This is a genomic window from Steroidobacter agaridevorans, from assembly GCF_009932555.1.
Classification (GTDB): Bacteria; Pseudomonadota; Gammaproteobacteria; order Steroidobacterales; family Steroidobacteraceae; genus Steroidobacter; species Steroidobacter agaridevorans.
The window spans coordinates 291,174-309,121 of sequence record NZ_BLJO01000004.1; the positions used below are offsets into that span (position 1 = coordinate 291,174).

13 protein-coding genes and 2 pseudogenes are annotated in these 17,948 nt (G+C 62.2%); 6 read left to right on the plus strand and 9 right to left on the minus strand.

Annotated elements, in window-relative coordinates:
- Positions 1-357 (minus strand): annotated as a pseudogene (locus tag GYH35_RS15900) (hypothetical protein); the annotation flags it as partial.
- A gap of 124 nt (positions 358-481) precedes the next feature.
- Between GYH35_RS15900 and GYH35_RS15905 the strand changes: the two are divergent.
- Positions 482-1,237 carry an ATP-binding cassette domain-containing protein gene (locus GYH35_RS15905; RefSeq protein WP_161810880.1) on the plus strand — a complete coding sequence of 252 codons (756 nt, stop codon included), beginning with the start codon at positions 482-484 and terminating at the stop codon, positions 1,235-1,237.
- Positions 1,230-2,708: an ABC transporter permease/substrate-binding protein gene (locus tag GYH35_RS15910; RefSeq protein ID WP_161810881.1), complete on the plus strand. Its 1,479-nt coding sequence runs from the start codon at positions 1,230-1,232 to the stop codon at positions 2,706-2,708. The genes GYH35_RS15905 and GYH35_RS15910 overlap by 8 nt, the downstream gene beginning before the upstream one ends.
- 4 nt (positions 2,709-2,712) lie before the next feature.
- Here GYH35_RS15910 and GYH35_RS15915 read toward each other — a convergent pair whose 3' ends face one another.
- Positions 2,713-3,585, minus strand: a complete 873-nt coding sequence (locus GYH35_RS15915; RefSeq protein ID WP_161810882.1) for a DUF72 domain-containing protein — start codon at positions 3,583-3,585, stop codon at positions 2,713-2,715.
- 152 nt (positions 3,586-3,737) lie between these two features.
- On the opposite strand from GYH35_RS15915, the gene GYH35_RS15920 reads away from it, so the two are divergent.
- Positions 3,738-5,156 carry an OmpP1/FadL family transporter gene (locus GYH35_RS15920; RefSeq protein WP_161828947.1) on the plus strand — a complete coding sequence of 473 codons (1,419 nt, stop codon included), beginning with the start codon at positions 3,738-3,740 and terminating at the stop codon, positions 5,154-5,156.
- Here GYH35_RS15920 and coaE read toward each other — a convergent pair.
- From coaE to GYH35_RS15955, 7 genes are all read right to left on the minus strand, one after another.
- Positions 5,144-5,788: a dephospho-CoA kinase gene (gene coaE, locus GYH35_RS15925; protein WP_161810884.1), complete on the minus strand. Its 645-nt coding sequence runs from the start codon at positions 5,786-5,788 to the stop codon at positions 5,144-5,146. The genes GYH35_RS15920 and coaE overlap by 13 nt on opposite strands.
- Positions 5,789-5,803: 15 nt before the next feature.
- Positions 5,804-6,724 (minus strand): prepilin peptidase, encoded by a 921-nt coding sequence (locus GYH35_RS15930; protein ID WP_161810885.1) that lies wholly within the window; start codon positions 6,722-6,724, stop codon positions 5,804-5,806.
- A 77-nt stretch (positions 6,725-6,801) separates the two neighbouring features.
- Positions 6,802-8,019, minus strand: a complete 1,218-nt coding sequence (locus GYH35_RS15935) for a type II secretion system F family protein (RefSeq protein ID WP_161810886.1) — start codon at positions 8,017-8,019, stop codon at positions 6,802-6,804.
- Between the two features lie 41 nt (positions 8,020-8,060).
- Positions 8,061-9,806 (minus strand): type IV-A pilus assembly ATPase PilB, encoded by a 1,746-nt coding sequence (gene pilB, locus GYH35_RS15940; protein ID WP_235936793.1) that lies wholly within the window; start codon positions 9,804-9,806, stop codon positions 8,061-8,063.
- Positions 9,807-9,999: 193 nt separating this feature from the next.
- Positions 10,000-10,518 carry a pilin gene (locus tag GYH35_RS15945; RefSeq protein WP_202624351.1) on the minus strand — a complete coding sequence of 173 codons (519 nt, stop codon included), beginning with the start codon at positions 10,516-10,518 and terminating at the stop codon, positions 10,000-10,002.
- Positions 10,519-10,788: 270 nt separating this feature from the next.
- Complete coding sequence (locus GYH35_RS15950) at positions 10,789-12,132, minus strand: sigma-54-dependent transcriptional regulator (protein ID WP_161810887.1); 1,344 nt, start codon at positions 12,130-12,132, stop codon at positions 10,789-10,791.
- Positions 12,129-13,811 (minus strand): sensor histidine kinase, encoded by a 1,683-nt coding sequence (locus GYH35_RS15955; RefSeq protein WP_161810888.1) that lies wholly within the window; start codon positions 13,809-13,811, stop codon positions 12,129-12,131. Before GYH35_RS15955 ends, GYH35_RS15950 begins: the two co-directional genes overlap by 4 nt.
- A 110-nt stretch (positions 13,812-13,921) precedes the next feature.
- Here GYH35_RS15955 and sucC point away from each other — a divergent pair, with 110 nt between their 5' ends.
- The 3 genes and pseudogenes from sucC to GYH35_RS15970 all read left to right on the plus strand — a co-directional run bounded on the left by sucC (position 13,922) and on the right by GYH35_RS15970 (position 17,944).
- Positions 13,922-15,088 (plus strand): ADP-forming succinate--CoA ligase subunit beta, encoded by a 1,167-nt coding sequence (gene sucC, locus GYH35_RS15960; RefSeq protein ID WP_161828948.1) that lies wholly within the window; start codon positions 13,922-13,924, stop codon positions 15,086-15,088.
- Positions 15,089-15,130: 42 nt separating this feature from the next.
- A pseudogene (gene sucD, locus GYH35_RS15965) lies at positions 15,131-15,994 on the plus strand (succinate--CoA ligase subunit alpha); the annotation flags it as partial.
- A 318-nt stretch (positions 15,995-16,312) separates the two neighbouring features.
- Positions 16,313-17,944 (plus strand): NAD+ synthase, encoded by a 1,632-nt coding sequence (locus GYH35_RS15970; RefSeq protein WP_161828949.1) that lies wholly within the window; start codon positions 16,313-16,315, stop codon positions 17,942-17,944.
- Positions 17,945-17,948 lie beyond the last annotated feature (4 nt).

The window sequence follows — 17,948 nt, forward strand, 5'->3', positions numbered from 1 at the left end:
CACCAGGAATGGCAGGATGCGCGGCGCCAGAGCCCAACCATTCAGACCCGCTTCGGCGAGAGCCCAGACGATCGTGGCGAGTATCAACACCCCGTAGAGGTATGCGCCCCAAGCTTTCGCCCGCCACAATCCGACCGCGCTGGCGATGAGGGTCGCGCCGGCGACCAAGTAGTAGCAGGAGCCGCCGAGCGTCACGAGTCGTCCGCCGCCCAGCAGAAGCACGGCGCCGATGACGAACAGCACAGCGGAAAAAATGCGAGGTGGCCGCGACTCCCGGGCAGCTCCAGCACGTCCGTGTGCCCGCTGCATTTGGGCGTCCTGCCCATCACCATTCCAGTTGGAAACGTCGTTGTTCATGGGCTCGCCCAGGTTCCTTCCCCGTTCCATGTATAGCCGATGCGCGGCTTTCATGCATCTTCGTGCGATCGGGTTGTACTGCTGGGTGGGAGGGATGCGAGGTTTGCTTTAAGCTTGCATGCTAATGAGCTGCGCCATTGCCTTCGAGCACGTAACCCATCGCTATCCACACGCGGTCGCGGTGGATGACGTCTCGCTGCGGGTCGAGCCGGGCGAGACGGTGGCGCTGATCGGGCCGAGCGGCTGTGGAAAGTCGACGCTGCTCAAGCTCGCAGCCGGGCTGGTCTGGCCGCAGCAGGGCACGGTGTTCGTCACCGATCGTGCGCTGGCGCCGGACAATCTGCTCGAGATTCGGCATCGCATCGGTTACGTGATCCAGTCGGGCGGCTTGTTTCCTCACATGAGCGCCGTGGACAACGTAACGTTGGCTGCGCGCTTCTTGAAGCGCGACCGGCAGTGGATTGCGGACCGAGTCGCCGAGCTGGCTGAACTCGTGCAATTACCGCGCGATGCGCTGGAACGTTTCCCCAATAACCTCTCCGGCGGTCAGCGGCAGCGCGTGAGCCTGATGCGCGCATTGATGCTCGATCCGGCGGTCCTGCTGCTCGATGAGCCGTTGGGCGCGCTCGATCCCATGGTGCGACATGGCCTGCAGGAGGATCTGCGTCGTTTGTTTCAGCGCTTGCGAAAGTCGGTGCTGTTGGTGACGCATGACATGGCGGAAGCCGCGTTCTTCTCGCAACACATCGTATTGATGCGTGAGGGGCAGGTCGTGCAGCGAGGCAGTTATCGAGATCTCATCGATGCGCCCGCCGAGCAGTTCGTCAGCGACTTCGTGAAGGCCCAGCGCGGTCTACATGCCGAGGCGCTCGATGCCTGAGTCGCATTGTCGCCTGTTACATCTGCTGTTGGCCGTTGCGATGCTGAGCCTCAGCTCGGTGGCGCCCGCAGCAACGACCATTATCGGTTCGAAGGCATTTACCGAGTCGGTGATCCTCGGCGAGCTGGCCACGCAGCTGACCGAGGAAGCTGGGTTCGACGCCGAGCATCGTCGCCAGCTCGGTGGCACGCGAGTGCTGTGGAGCGCGCTGATTCGCGGCGATATCCAGTGCTATCCCGAATATACGGGGACGTTGCGCACCGAGATCTTCTCGAGCGAGAACATCGGTGACGATGTCGAGCTGCGCCGGGCGCTGGCTCGGGAAAAGATCTGGACCTCAACCTCGCTGGGCTTCAACAACACTTACGTGCTCGGCATGCGGCGCGATCGTGCAGCCGAGCTGGGCATCACGCGCATGTCGCAGTTGGCCGATCATCCGACGCTGCGGTTCGGCTTCAGCAATGAGTTCATGGAGCGGGCCGATGGTTGGCCGGGGATTCGCACGCATTATCGGCTGCCGCAACGGGATGTTCGAGGCCTCTCGCATGATCTTGCCTATCGCGGACTCGAGTCTCGCTCGCTCGATCTCACCGATTTGTATTCCACAGACGCGGAGATCGTCCACTACGACCTGACGACGCTGGTGGACGACGCCAGGTTCTTTCCGGTCTACGACGCCATCATCCTGTGTCGCGACGACGTGCCTGAGGCGATTCGAGAGTCGCTGAATCGGCTCGGCGGACGAATCGACGAAATGACCATGACGAAGTTGAATGCGCGCGCTGCACTGGATCGCGAACCGGAAGCGCAGATCGCGGCAAGCTTCCTGCGCGATCGGATGCACGTCAGTGCAGAAGCAAAGGTTCAGTCCCGATCCGCCCGCATCTGGCAGCGGACGCGCGAGCATTTAGCGATGGTCGGCATCTCGCTCGGATTGGCGGTGCTCGTCGCAGTGCCGCTGGGTATCGTTGCGTTCTATCGTCGCGGCGTCGGGCGAGTGGTGTTTACCATCGCCGATATTCTGCAAACCCTGCCGGCGCTGGCACTGTTGGTGTTCCTGATCCCCTGGCTCGGTATCGGATACGCACCAGCCATCGTCGCGCTGTTTTTGTATAGCGTGCTGCCGATACTCCGCAATACGCACACCGGCTTGGCAGATATTCCGCGTGATCTCCGGGAATCCGCTGAAGCGCTCGGGCTGCCGCGCATAGCCCGGCTGCGCTATGTCGAGCTGCCGCTTGCGGCGCGGTCGATGCTTGCTGGAGTTAGAACGGCCGCTGTGATCAATGTGGGCACGGCGACGCTCGGCGCGTTGATCGGTGCAGGCGGCTACGGTCAGCCCATCCTGACGGGCATCCGACTTGACGACACCAACTTGATTCTTGAAGGCGCGGTGCCAGCGGCGCTGCTTGCGCTGCTCGTGCAGTGGGTGTTCGGTTGGATCGAGCGGCGCTGGGTCGCTGCGAAATGAACGATTACCGACGCAGCTTCCGGATCAGCGTCTGTGCATCCACAGGCGCGCGCAACTTCACATCGGTATTGTCGAAGTAACAGTAGACGTCGCGCGGCTTCGAGGTCGGCGGCTCGAGCCTGGTGACTTTCTGAGTGCTGCGTAGCTCGCTGCCGCGATGCCAGGCTTCGATGCGCTTGGCCCATTTCTCGAGCGCACGGTCGCTATAGCCGCTCTGGTAGAGCGTCTTGTCTCCATGCAGACGCATGTACACAAAATCGGCCGTTATGTCGTGCATCATCGGAAAGCGTTGCGCCGTTTCCGCGATCACCAGCCCGATCTTGTGCTCACGGAGCAATTCGATGAACGAAGCATCGCAGAAGCTCTCGTGACGGATTTCCATCGCATGCCGTAGCGGGCGGCGCACGTCGATGGCCAGCTTCGCTCGCCCGGTCATGCGCGAGTCGCGCCGGCGCGCAAGTTTCAAGGCGGCTTCGGTGTCGCGCGGCAACAGCTCGAAGAACTTTGTGAGCTTTTCGCGGTCATATCGAAAGTTGGGCGGAAATTGCCAGAGGACAGGACCGAGCTTGCGCCGCAGGTTGAACACGCCGGACGCGAAGAAATTCGCGAGTGGCGTTTCCACGTCGCGAAGTTTTTTCATATGTGTGATGAAGCGCGGACCCTTGACCGCGAATACGAAATCGGCCGGTGTCTGGTCGTGCCAGGTCTGATAGCTGGCTGGATATTGCAGGGAATAGAACGAGCCGTTGATTTCGATGGTGGGCAGCACGCGCGAGGCGTAGTGCAGCTCCAGTCGCTGCGGCAGATCCTTCGGATAGAACACCCCGCGCCAGGGTGTATAGCGCCATCCGGAAATGCCAATACGTATGCGGGCCATGTCCTGCAACGGTCCAGGCCCGCGCCGGGTGCCTTTGTCACATTCTCGCTTTTCGCGATTCCTGGCCTTCGCCGAGCGCGCGGAACTCTGCCTATGAGTGCGCGTTCATTTCTCTTGCATTCGTCTCCCGTTAGAAGTGTTGGTTGACCATCATGAAAGAACAAATCAGTTCTGCGGTGAATCGCGCTCTGCCGCGCCGCCGGTACGTATTGCCCGTGGGCATGCTGCTATGTTGTGCGTCGTCCAGCGTGTTTGCATCCGGCTTCGCATTGCTCGAACAGAGCTCGAGCAGGCTCGGCACCGCGTTCGCCGGCACCGCCGCCGCGGCCGACGATGCTAGTACGATTTTCTACAACCCCGCCGGTCTGTCGAAGCTCACCGATCCCGAGTTGCTGGTCGTGGCGAGCGGCGTGCTCATCAACTCCGAATTCAACAACCAGAATTCACTGGCGGCGCTCGGGCAGCCGCTGGGCGGAGAGGGTGGCGATGCAGGCGACTGGAACGCCGTGCCGGCCGCTTATTTCGCGCTGCCCATCAACGATCGGTTCGCCTTCGGCTTTGGCATCAACGCGCCGTTCGGCCTGAAGCTCGAATATGAGAACGGCTGGATGGGGCGCTTCCAGTCGCTCAACAACGAGATTCAGACGTATAACTTCAATCCCTCGCTCTCGTGGCGAGTGAGCAAGCAGCTGAGTTTCGGCATCGGTGCGGACTATCAGCGCATTCAGGCCGAGCTCACCAACGCCGTGAACTACACCGCCGTGGTGGCGCAGGGATTGCAAACATTGGTGGCGGCAGGCCAGGTGCCGGCCGCTCTCGTGCCGGCCCTTCTGACAGCTAACGGGAATCTCGAGGGCCACACCGCCGTGCGTGGCGATGACAGCGCCTGGGGATGGAACGCCGGCGTGTTGTTTGAGTTCTCCGACGACACGCGCATTGGCTTGTCTTATCGCTCCACGGTCGATTACACGCTCGAAGGGTCGGCTCGCTTCACCGCGCCGACTTCGTCGAATGCGATTGGCAACGGCATCATCGCGGCTGTATCCGCGCCAGGCGCAACGCTCGCGACCGGTCCGGCAAGCGTGGATCTGAAGCTGCCCGACATTGCGACGGCTTCGTTCTATCACCGCATGGGGCGGGTCGAGTTGATGGCCGATATCGCCTGGACGGGTTGGAGCAGCATTCAAGAGCTGCGCATCGTGCGCGACACAGGGGTGGTGCTGTCAGTGACGCCGGAGCATTGGGAAGACACCTGGCGTTACGCGATCGGCGCGACGTATCAGCTCAACGATCAATGGAAACTGCGCGGCGGTCTCGCCTTCGACGAGACGAATGTTCCGGACAGCACGCGCACCGCGCGCCTGCCCGATTCGGAGCGCACCTGGGTGGCCATTGGCGCTCAATGGAAAGCGGGCGATGCGTGGGTCGTCGATGTGGGCTATGCGCATTTGTTCGCCGACGATGCGCCGTTGAATCAGAACGACGGTAACGCTTTGGCGCGCGGCTTTCTGATTGGCGAGCAGGAGTCGGCCGTCGATATCGTCAGCGCTCAGCTGGCTTATAAGTTCTGAGCGTTGATGCGCTCGGACAGCATGGTGTAGTTGCGATGCAGGGTCTGCACGAACCGATGCAGATCCTGCAGCGTGCCGGTGTTGACGATGACGTCGTCGGCGGCGTCCAGGCGGTCTTCGCGTGAAGCCTGCGCGGCGAGGATCTGTCGAGCTTGTTCCTGGCTCGATCCGTCACGCGCCAGCAAACGTTTCAGCTGCGCTTCCTCGCTGGTGTCGACCAGCAACACGCGATCGTACAGGTCGGCGCGTCCGCTCTCGATGAGCAACGGAATGACGTGAATTTGATAGGGGCCTTGCGCGCGCTGAGCACGCGCTGCCAATTCTTCTCGAATCGCTGGATGCGTGATCGCTTCGAGCCGTTTGCGTTGAGCGGGATCGGCGAAGACGCGCGTGCGCATGCGGGCCCGATCGAGACGTCCGCTTGCATCCAGAATCTCGCTGCCAAATTCCGCAACGAGCCTGGCCAGCGTGGGAGTGCCAGGCTCGACCACGTCGCGGGCGATCTGATCGGTATCGAGCACCGGTGCGCCGAGCTGCGCGAACATTTCCGCGACGGCGCTTTTGCCGCTGGCGATGCCGCCAGTCAGCGCTATCAATAACGGCCGGAAATTCTTGGGGGCGCTCGGATTCATCGCCGCCAGTGTAGTTCAGCCGGCGCGGTGCCAATAGAGGGCCATCAGCCGATCGCCCCACATCAACACGATCCAGCCGGCCGCGGCGAGGAAGGGGCCGAACGGAATCGCAAGTTTCCGGTCGCGGCCCTGGGCAATCATCAGCGCGATGCCGATCGCCGCTCCCGTGAACGCCGACATCAGGATGATCAGCAGCAGCTTTTGCCAGCCGAACCACGCGCCGAACGCGGCGAACAGCTTGAAGTCGCCGTAGCCCATGCCGTCCTGCTTGGCGATCGCCTTGTAGGCTTTGTTCACGGTCCACAAGCTCACGTAACCGGCGACTGCGCCCAGGATGGCGGAGTGAGCATCCACGGGCAGGCCGAACTGCGGCAGGGTCGGGGCGACGCTCAGCAACAGGCCCATCCACAGCAACGGCAGCGTGATGTCATCGAGCAGCAGCATCCGATCGAGGTCGATGACGGTCAGGGCCACCAGGGCCCAGGTGAGGACCAGGGCGGCTCCGCAGTACCAGGTGAAGCCGAACTTCCAGGCCACCGCGGCTGACAACACGCCGGTGATGAATTCGATCAGGGGATAGCGAATCGAAATCTTCGTCCTGCACTTGGCGCATGCGCCACGCAGAAACAGATAACTGACGATTGGAATGTTCTGCAGCGCCGTGATGGGCGCGCCGCATTTAGGGCAGGCCGAACGGGGGACGACGAGATTGTACGGCTGAGGCTTTTCCGTCGCATCGCGTGGTGGGTTGTAGAGGTCCGGACCCAGCGTGTCCCGCGCCATCTCCTGCCATTCGCGCTCCTTCATGATGGGCAGGCGATGGATGACGACGTTCAGAAAGCTGCCGACCAGCAGGCCAAGCACCAGCATCGTCACTATCCACGCCGTCGGCGAGGAGGTCAGCAGATACAGCGATGAGCCCAGCAGGTCTTGCATGATTCGCTAAAAAAACGCCGCGCCACTCGTCAGCGGAGGGCGCGGCGTTTGTTTGTTATTGGAATGACGGGCGGAGCTTACACCACCGCGCCGAGCTTGAAGATCGGCAGATACATCGCGATCACCAGGCCGCCGACCAGCACGCCGAGGATGGCCATGATGAGCGGTTCGAGCAGGCTGCTCATCGCATCCACGGCCGCATCCACGTCGGCTTCATAGAAGTCCGCCACCTTGCCGGCCATGGCGTCCAGCGAGCCGGACTCCTCGCCGACCGCGATCATCTGGATGACCATGTTGGGGAACAGGTCAGTCGATTCCATCGAGCGTTGCAGGCGCTGGCCGGTCGAGACCTCGTCGCGAATCTTCAGCGTGGCTTCCTCGAACACGATGTTGCCCGTGGCGCCGGCGACGGAGGTCAGCGCTTCGACCAGCGGCACGCCGGCGGCAAACATGGTCGCAAGCGTGCGGGCATAACGCGCGATCGCGGCCTTCTCCATGATTGGCCCAACCACCGGTGCTTTGAGCAGCATGCGGTCGAGGGTACGCCGCATCGGCCGCGAGCGCTTCTTGAAGTAGAAGAATGCATAGCCCACGCCGCCCACGACCAGGCCCAGGAACACGCCCTTCGCCTGCACGAATTTCGACATGTTGATCACCATCTGCGTGAATGCAGGCAGGTCGGCGCCGAAGCCCTTGAACAGCGATTCGAACTGCGGGATGACGAAGACCAACAGAATGATCGTGACGATGACCGCCACCGCGAGCACGGCCGCTGGATAGAACAGCGCCTTCTTGATTTTCTTCTTCAGCGCTTCGGTCTTTTCCTTGTAGGTCGCGACCTTGTCGAGCAGCGTTTCCAGCGCACCGGCCTGCTCGCCGGCTTCCACGAGGTTCACGAACAGATCGTCGAAGTACAGCGGATGCTTGCCCAGAGCTTCGTGCAGCGAGGTGCCGGATTCGATGTCGGACTTGATGGCCAGCACCAGCTTCTGCATCGAGGGTTTTTCGTGGCCGTTGCCGATGATGTCGAAACACTGCACCATCGGAATACCCGCTTGCAGCATCGTCGCGAGCTGGCGCGCGAACAGTGCGATGTCGGCGGCATCGACTTTCTTGTTGCTCTTGAACAGCTGCACTTCCTTGCGCACGCTCTTCGCGAGCACGCCCTGACGGCGTAGATCGGCTTTGACCGCGGCTTCGGACACCGCGAGCATCTTTCCCTTGATGCGCTTGCCTTTCTTATCCGTGCCTTCCCAAACGAAGGGGAACTGCTGGCTGGATGCTACTTGGGCCATGGTCTAGGTCCTTGCTCGGTGACTATGCAAGTAAAGCGCGGTCATTCGACCGTGCATTGATTTACTTCTTCCAGGCTGGTGATGCCGGCCTTCACTTTGGAGAGACCCGACTTGCGCAGGTCCCAGATGCCTTCTTTCGCCGACTGCGCGGCGATATCCACCGCATTGCCTTCCTGCAGGATGATGCGCTGGATTTCTTCCGACACGGGCATCACTTGATACAAGCCGGTACGGCCCTTGTAACCGTCGGTGCACGAACTGCAGCCGACCGGCTTGTAGATCTGGATGCCTTCGTCGATCTCTTCCTGCGTGAAGCCTTCCTTGAGCAGGGCTTCGGGCGGCATTTCCATCGGCACCTTGCAGTTGTTGCACAACCGGCGCGCGAGTCGTTGCGCGATGATCAGCGACACCGAAGTCGCGATCGCGTAAGGCTTCACGCCCATGTCGATCAGACGGGTCAACGTCTTCGGCGCGTCGTTGGTGTGCAAGGTGGACAGAACCAGGTGGCCGGTCTGGGCGGCCTTGATCGCTATTTCGGCGGTTTCCAGGTCTCGGATTTCGCCGACCATGATTACGTCCGGGTCCTGACGCAGGAAGGCGCGCAGCGCCGATGCAAAGGTCAAACCGACCTTGGGATTGACGTTGACCTGGTTGACGCCGGGCAAGTTGATTTCCGCCGGATCCTCGGCGGTGGAAATGTTCGTGTCCTCTTTGTTGAGGATGTTCAGGCCGGTGTACAGCGACACGGTCTTACCGCTACCGGTCGGGCCGGTGACCAGGATCATGCCGTGCGGCTGCGCCAGCGCAGTCATGTACAGATCTTTCTGCGCCGGCTCGTAGCCGAGCGCGTCGATGCCGAGCATGGCGCTGGAAGGATCGAGAATACGCGCGACGATCTTTTCGCCGAACAGCGTGGGGCAGGTGCTCACGCGGAAGTCGATGGCGCGATTCTTCGAGATGCGCATCTTGATGCGGCCGTCCTGCGGGATGCGACGTTCCGCGATGTCCAGGCGCGACATGACCTTGATGCGCGCCGCCAGCTTTACCGCCAGTTGCACGGGCGGGCTGGCGATCTCTTTCAGGAAGCCGTCGAGGCGCAGACGAATGCGATATGACTTTTCGTACGGCTCGAAGTGAATATCCGAGGCGCCGCGCTTGATGGCGTCGAGCAACACCTTGTTGACGAAGCGCACGATGGGAGCATCTTCCACATCGTCGCGGCCAGCGGCCGCCGCCGCGGCATCGTCCTCGTCGCCACTGGAGACATCGAGATTTTCGAGATCCAGGTCCTCGTCAGACATCGCCGGCATCTGAGTATCGACCTGTTCCATGGCCTTGCTGGCGATCTTCTGCAGCTTGTCGTCCTCGACGACCACCGCTTCGATGGAAAGACCGGTCTGAAACTTGATTTCGTCGAGCGCGTGCAGGTTGGTTGGATCGGAGACCGCGATGAACAGTCGCTTGCCGCGCTTCAGCAGCGGCAGTACGCGGTGCTTGGCGAGCAGTTTGTCGGAGACCAGCTTGACCACGTCGAGGTCGAGCTGAGCGGCGTCCAGGTCGAGCAGCGGCACGCCGAATTCCTGGGAGGCGGCGATGGCGATTTCCTTCGCGTCGGCAATGCCCTTGGAGACCAGGTGCGATACCAGGTTGCCGTCGCTCTCCTTGGCGGCAGCCATGGCCTGGACCATGGTCTGCTCATCGACCAGGCCGTCCTGAATCAGGCGATGGGGCAGCCCTTGGAGCACCATGCGTTGATTGGCGAGCGCCGGGACTACGTTTTCGGCCATGGAGTGCGTTGCCGTTGGTTTGCAGGCGTTGTCGCCTGATCGATCAATTGTCAAACAGGTGCAGATCGTCTCACATCTGCCGGTTCGGTCTGCGTGACATATTTCACAGCGAAAATATACCTGATCGCCCCGGTTTAAAAAAAAGAGCCCCCTGTCGGGGGCTCTTCTCACCTGAGTCAGGTGTCAGTCGACATTAGCTCTGCTGGCAAGCGCGCGGCAGGTACTTGTCGATGATGGTCGTTTCGGCGATACCCGCAGCGACGCCATCTTCAGTGCCGGCCGGGAGGGTCTGGTTGCCGCAGATCCACACGATGTCCTGGTTGTCGTTCAGGGCAGCGTAGATCACCAGCACGTCTTCACCGTCCGTCGTGATGCGCGCGTTCGCGTTGTTGCCGTAGGTGATGATGATGTCGCCGGCGCCAGCAGTCGTGGCGATGCTTTCGACGTAGTTACCCGAAATGGCGCCCGTGAAGTTCAGGCTGTTTTCCACGCCTTCGCCACCTTCGAGCACATCCGGCCAGGTGCCGCGCTGAGCGTAGTAGTCAGCCATCGCAGCCTTCACGCCGCCGGCCAGGGTCGCACCTTCCGTCACCTGGGCGCGGATGGTGTAGTCCTGATAAGCGGGGATGGCGATAGCCGCCAGGATGCCGATGATCGCAACCACGATCATCAATTCGATCAGGGTAAAACCCTTTTGGACCTGCTTCATCATGAAAATTCTCCAGACAGTGGGTTCGAAACAACAGCGGCTGATTTCGCCAGCGAGAGTACCAAAGCAAAGGCTGTGCCAGCACCGTGGCGGTCTCGTAAGTTGCTGTTACTACAAAGGATGACGGCAGCGTTGGGCAGTTAAGTCACATTGCCGTTTCGGCCTGACTCGGTCACGCCGGGGCGCAAAGTGACCATTTGCGTCAGATGCCGACGTTCAGCGCAGACATGGGCATCTGGCGACGGTGCGTCGGCAGCGAGAGCACAGCGGCTCTCACTCGATTCCGAGCTTCTTGATCCGGTAGCGCAGCGAGCGGAACGTCATGCCGAGCAGCTGCGCGGCCTTGGTCTTGTTGTAGCGGGTCTGCTCGAGCGCGCGAACGATGGCGTCGCGCTCGATGTCTTCCAACGCATCGCCGAGGCGCTCGCCCGGGGCGACGCTGTTCGGGATCGGAACTTCGTTGGCGGCGACTTTGGGGCGCAACTGCAGATCGCCGGCGTCGATCACGCCGTTGACACATAGCGTCGCCGCGCGCTCCAGCACGTTTTCCAGCTCGCGGACGTTGCCGGGGAAGTGATATTCACGCAACGCCTTCGACGCCGCTTCGGTGATACGCAACGAGCGATTGCCGATCTGCCGGCCGAGGCGCGTAACGATGGAATCGACCAGCTCATCGATGTCTTCGAGGCGCTCACGCAGCGGCGGCACGCGGATCTCGATGACGTTCACGCGATAGAACAAGTCCTCGCGGAATTTCCCTTCCGCGACTTGCGTGGCGAGATTCTTGTGGGTCGCTGACAAGATGCGCACGTCGATCGGCAGCTCGCGCGACTCGCCGACCGGCCGGATGGTTTTCTCCTGGATCACGCGCAGCAGCTTCACCTGCATGTGCAGCGGCAGGTCGGCGATTTCGTCCAGGAACAAGGTGCCGCCCTCGGCGGACTGAATCAGACCTTGCTTGTCCGCAACGGCGCCGGTGAAGCTGCCTTTGCGATGACCGAACAGCTCGCTCTCCATCAGCTCGGTGGGAATGGCGCCGCAGTTCACGGGCACAAAGGGCCCTTCGCGACGTGGACCGGCCTCGTGAATCAGATGCGCGACCAACTCCTTGCCGGTGCCCGATTCGCCGTAGATGTGCACGGGCGCCTGACTGCGCGCGACGCGCTCGATCATTTCGCGCAACTGCTCCATCGCACGCGACCCGCCGAGCAGCTTCACCTGAGGCAGCTGCATCGTGCTCTCGATGTTCTCGCCCAGCTTGAGCGTGGCGATGATGAGCTTGCGCAGCGCCGCGACATCCAGGGGCTTCGAAATGAAATCGAATGCGCCGAGCTTGAGCGCACGCACGGCCGTTTCGACATTGCCATGCGCAGTGATCACAGCCACCGGCGTGTGCGGCTTGTGAGTCTGGATCCATTCGACCAGGCTCAGGCCGTCGCCGTCGGGCAGGCGCATGTCGGTCAAGCAAAGATCGAAAGGATTGGCGCGCAGCTCACGCGTGGCTGCGGCAATCGTGTCGGCCGCGGTCACGTCGAGATTCATGCGTTCGAGCGTGATACTCAGCAGCTCGCGGATATCCGGCTCGTCATCCACGACGAGCGCGCGGGGCTTCTTCACTGTGTTTCCCAACGTTGAGGATCGGCGAACACGAGGCGGAAAATACTACCACCCCCGGCGCGCGGCTCATAAATCAGCACGGCCCGATTGCACTGGGCCAACTCCCTGGCGATGAACAATCCGAGGCCCGTGCCGCCTTTGCCGGCCGTGAAAAACGGCTCGAAAATTCGTTCTGCGTCGGTCGGCGAGATGCCCGGGCCGCGATCCAGCACCTCGAGCATCGGCCGTTCCGAGGTCGCCATGCGGCCGGTACGGATCTCGATCGCGTCATTGGAATCGAACTTGCGGCCGTACTTCAGTGCGTTCTCGCACAAATTCCACATAAGTTGATGCAGATGGGACGGATCGATGCGCACTTCGAGCTCGGGCGCCGAGGTGGTGATGTACAGCTTGCTGGCATCGACCTGCGATGTCTGCCGGAATTCGCCGACGAACTCTTCCAGCCAGCTGTTCAGCTCGATGCGCTCCTGGCGGGTCGAGTCCCGGCGCGACAGCTGCAGGACGTTGTTGATGATCATGCTGACCCGCTCGCCGTTCTTGGTGATGATGTCGGTCAAGCGTCGCTCTTGCGCGGTGAGCTGCGGTGCTTCGGCGAGCAACTGCGCGGCGTGACTCATGGCGCCGACGGGATTGCGGATTTCGTGCGCGATGCTGGCGCTGAGCCGGCCGAGCGCCGCCAGCTTGGATTGCTGGACGCGCTGAGCGATCAGCGAGGTGTCCTCGAGAAAAATCAGTGTCGGGCCGCCGCCGCCGTTACTGCGCAACGACACGAAGTGCGGTTGCACCAGGCTGCTGCCGTCCGAAGTCAGCAAGGACAGCGAGCTGAGCTGCCAGTCATAAGAGTGACGACGCCAGGTATCGAGCAAGTACAACAAACGCGGCGAGACTTCGCCGAGCGGCGTGCCGGCAGCGATCGCATTACCTCCCAGCATGGAGCCCGCCGACTCGTTGATCAGACGAATCGTGTCGTGGTCATCCACGACCAAAATACTCTCACGCAGATGCTGCACGATGAACTGATTCAGCTCCGCCAGGTTGGCGACGTCCACTTCGCGCTGGCGAACGCGCTCTTCGCTTTCACGCAGGCTGCGCGCGAGCGGTCCTACACCCAACGTGACGATGAACATCAGCGCGCCGACGATGCCCGCCGACGCGAAATCCCCTGGATCGCTGCGCGCCGCAAGCGTCGTGAAAGCTTGCTGTAACAACAGCGCCAGCGCCGCGACGGCCGCGAACATCAGCGCCAGTCGCTGTCCGACGACAAAGCTCGCTGCACCAATAGGCAGCACCAGCAATGCGCCAAGCCCGCTGTTCATGCCGCCGCTGGAGTAAGTGAGCAAAGAAATCGCGAGGACGTCCACGCCTACATTGAAGGCCGTCTGCAGCATGCGATCCGGCCAGCGCCGCCTGAGCGTCGGGATGGACAGCGCGGCAAACCCGAAGTAGGCGATCGTGGTGAAGAAGAACAGCCGCGCGTCCGCTTGTCCGACCAGGCGCGGATCGAGCGTCCAGTACAGCACCATCAAAAGCACTGGAATCAGCAGGCGAAACAGGTTGACGAGCGCCAGCACGCGCCAGGCCAGCTCCTCCGAGGAGCCCCAGGGCAATGCGGGGGATGGCTCGGCTTTGGGCAGCTCGAGCGGCGGCTCGCCGATTTTCAATGAGGGCTCCGAGGACATTTCTTGCTGATCGCGCCTTTGCATCCCGGCCGAATTCCTCCAGAATACGCGGCCTTTGACTGTCGTTATTTTGACCGTCGCAATTTTAACCCGCCGCACCCACGAGCCCCATGAACCTGCACGAATACCAGTCGAAAGAGTTGTTCGCCAGCTACGGCATCCCGGTCCCCAAAGGCATTGTGGCCGCCACCGGCAGCGAAGCTGCCGAGGCCGCGCGCAAGCTTGGCGGATCGAAATGGGTCGTCAAGGCACAGGTTCACGCTGGCGGCCGCGGCAAGGCCGGCGGCGTCAAATTGGTGGATTCGCCGGAAGCGGCTGACAAGGCCGCCGAGGCCATGATCGGCCAGCGCCTGGTCACGCACCAGACCGGCCCCGAAGGCCTGCCGATCCGTCAGGTTTACATCGAGCAGGGCTCGAAGCTCGCGCGCGAGCTGTACCTGAGCCTGGTGCTCAATCGCGACAAAGGCCACATCGCCTTCATCGCCTCCGCCGCCGGCGGCATGGACATCGAGGAAGTCGCCGAGCACACGCCGGAGAAGATCACCCGCGTGAACATCAATCCCGCCACCGGCCTGATGCCCTCGCACGCTCGTGCGATCGCCTACGGCCTGGAGCTGGAGGGGGAACAGATTGCCGAGTTCGGCAAGATCGCGCAGGCGCTGTACAAGCTGTACCTGGAGAAGGACTGCGCGCTGCTCGAAGTCAATCCGCTGATCGTGACCGGCGAGGGCAAGCTGGTCGCGCTCGACGCCAAGATCAACATCGAGGACAACGCGCTGTTCCGTCAGAAGGATCTCGCCAAGTGGCGCGATGCCAGCCAGGAAGACGCGATGGAGCGCGCCGCGGCCGAGCACGAGCTGAACTACGTGTCGCTCGACGGCAATATCGCGTGCATGGTGAACGGCGCGGGCCTCGCCATGGCGACCATGGACCTGGTGCAGTTGCATGGCGGCTCGCCGGCCAACTTCCTCGACGTGGGCGGTGGCGCCACGCGTGAGCGCGTCACCGAAGCGTTCAAGCTGATTCTTTCGAACAAGAACGTCGAAGCCATCCTGGTGAACATTTTCGGCGGCATCGTCCGCTGCGACATGATCGCCGAAGGCATCATTCACGCGGTGAAGGACGTGGGCGTGAGCGTGCCGGTGGTGGTGCGCATCGAAGGCACCAACGCCGAGTTGGGCCGCAAGATCCTGGCCGACAGCGGCCTGGCGATCACGCCGGCTGCCGACCTTACCGATGCGGCCAAGAAAGTGGTCGCCGCCGCGAAGGCGAAGTAAGGCGCGCTTACGTTCAACCGTTAACAGATATTCAGCACTACCATGTCTATTCTCGTAAACAAGAACACGCGCGTTATTTGCCAAGGTTTCACCGGCAAGCAAGGCACGTTCCATTCCGAGCAATGTATTGCTTACGGCACCAAGCTGGTCGGCGGCGTCACGCCGGGCCGCGGTGGCGAAAAGCATCTCAACCTGCCGGTGTTCAACACCGCGCGTGAAGCGGTTGCCGAAACCGGCGCGACCGTCAGCATGATCTACGTGCCGGCGCCGTTCGCCGCCGACGCGATCATCGAGGCGGCCGACGCGGGCATCGAGCTCATCGTGTGCATCACCGAAGGCATTCCGGTGAACGACATGGTGAAGGTGAAGGCCTCGCTGGCCTCCTACGGCAGCCTGCTGATCGGCCCGAACTGCCCCGGCATCATCACTCCGGGCGAGTGCAAGATCGGCATCATGCCGGGCTTCATTCACAAGCCGGGCAAGATCGGCATCGTGTCGCGCTCCGGCACGCTGACCTACGAAGCCGTGTTCCAGACCACCAACGCCAAGCTCGGTCAGAGCACCTGCGTCGGCATCGGCGGCGATCCGGTGCGCGGCATGAACTTCATCGACGTGCTGGCGCGCTTCGAAGAAGATCCGAAGACCGAAGGCATCATCATGGTCGGCGAGATCGGCGGCGCCGATGAAGAAGCGGCCGCTGAATTCATTCGCGAGAATGTCACCAAGCCGGTCGTTGCCTACATCGCCGGCGTGACCGCACCTCCGGGCAAGCGCATGGGCCACGCTGGCGCCATCGTCTCCGGCGGCAAGGGCACTGCGGCCGACAAGTTCGCGGCGCTCGAGCGCGCTGGCGTGCGCACTGTGAAGAGCCCGGCCGATCTCGGCTCGGCGATCACTCAGCAGCTCGCCAAGGGTGGCAAGAAGGCGAAGGTCGTGTCGCTGCCCGCGAAGAAGGCTGCGCCCGCTGCGAAGAAACCTGCTGCCAAGGCCAAGCCCGCTGCGAAGAAGCCGGTGAAGGCTGCCGCCGCTGCGAAGAAGGCTCCGGCCACCAAGAAGGCGCCAGCCAAGAAGGCTGCTCCTGCCAAGGCCAAGAGCAAGGCGCCGGCCAAGAAGGCGTCCAAGCCGGCTCGCAAGAAGTAACGAAGGTCAGGTCCGCGGCGGCGTGAGTCGCCGCGGACTTCCGGCCGCAGATTGTTCCTTCCCCGCAAGCGCTATCATCAGGCCATGTCCGCCTCTCTCCGTATCGCGCTGGCTCAGCTCAACCTGTTTGTCGGCGATGTCGCGGGCAATGCCCAGCGACTCATCGATACTGCCGCGCAAGCGCGCGACGAGTTGCAAGCCGACCTGGTGTTGTTCCCCGAGCTGAGCCTGAGCGGTTACCCGCCCGAAGACTTGTTGTTTCACAGCGGTCTGCGTCGACAGGTAAAGACGGCGTTGGATCGCGTTCGTCAGGAAACGAGCGGGATCACCGTCGTGGCCGGCTACCCCGAATATGCCGACGAAGGCATCTACAACGCAGCGGCCGTGCTGCGTGATGGCGCGACGGTCGCCAACTATCGCAAGCAGGAACTGCCGAACTACAGCGTGTTCGACGAGAAACGCTATTTCAAACACGGCCGCGACACCTGCATCTTCGAGCTGAAGGGCATTCGCGTCGCGCTGCTGATCTGCGAAGACATCTGGGAGCCCAATCCCGCGCGCGCTGCTAAGGCGAATGGCGCGCAACTCATCGTCGTCATCAACGGCTCGCCGTATTCGCTGCGCTATCAGGAGCGTCGCGAAGCGGCGGTGCGAGCGCGGGTGAAAGACACCGGCTTGCCGGTCGTGTATGTGAATCTGCTCGGCGGTCAGGATGAGTTGGTGTTCGACGGCGGCTCCTTCGTGATGAATGCGAGCGGCGAGGTCGTGCAACGGGTCGCGCCGTTCGTCGAAGGTTTATTTGCTGTCGATGTGGATCTCGTCGACGGCAAGGTCGTGCCGCGTCCCGCGCACATCGAACCACCGTTGTCTGAAGAGGCGAGCGTTTACAACGCACTCGTACTCGGAGTGCGGGATTACGTGGGCAAGCATCGCTTCCCAGGCATCGTGCTCGGGCTTTCCGGCGGCATCGATTCGGCGTTGACGCTGGCGATCGCCGTGGATGCGCTCGGCGCCGAACGCGTGAGCGCTGTGATGATGCCGTCGCGCTATACGTCGCAATGGAGCCTCGACGATGCTGCGGCCGAAGCGCGGACGCTCGGCGTTCGCTACGACGTGATCTCCATCGAAGGCATGTTTGCCACGGCGCTCGATGCGCTCAAAGACGTGTTCGCCGGCCGCCAGCCCGACACCACCGAAGAAAACATTCAGGCGCGCAGCCGCGGCCTGCTGTTGATGGCTATCTCCAACAAGACCGGCCGCATGGTGCTCACCACCGGCAACAAGAGCGAAATGGCCGTGGGCTATGCCACCTTGTACGGCGATATGGCCGGCGGTTTCGCGCCGATCAAGGATTGCAGCAAGATGCTGGTGTACCGGCTCGCGAAGTATCGCAACTCCGTGAGCCATGCCATTCCGAACCGTGTGATCGAACGGCCGCCTTCGGCCGAGTTGCGTCACGACCAGAAGGATTCGGATTCGCTGCCCGAGTACGACGTGCTCGACGCCATTCTCGAGCTGTTCATCGAAGACAACCTGTCCGTCGACGAGATCGCGGCGCGCGGCTTCGATCGAGCGACCGTGGGGCGGGTGCTCGAGATGGTGAAGCGTAACGAATACAAACGTCGCCAGGCGCCGCCCGGCGTGAGAATCAGCGACCGGGCCTTCGGTCGCGACTGGCGTTATCCGATTACGTCGGGATACAAGAGCAAGATCTGACGGC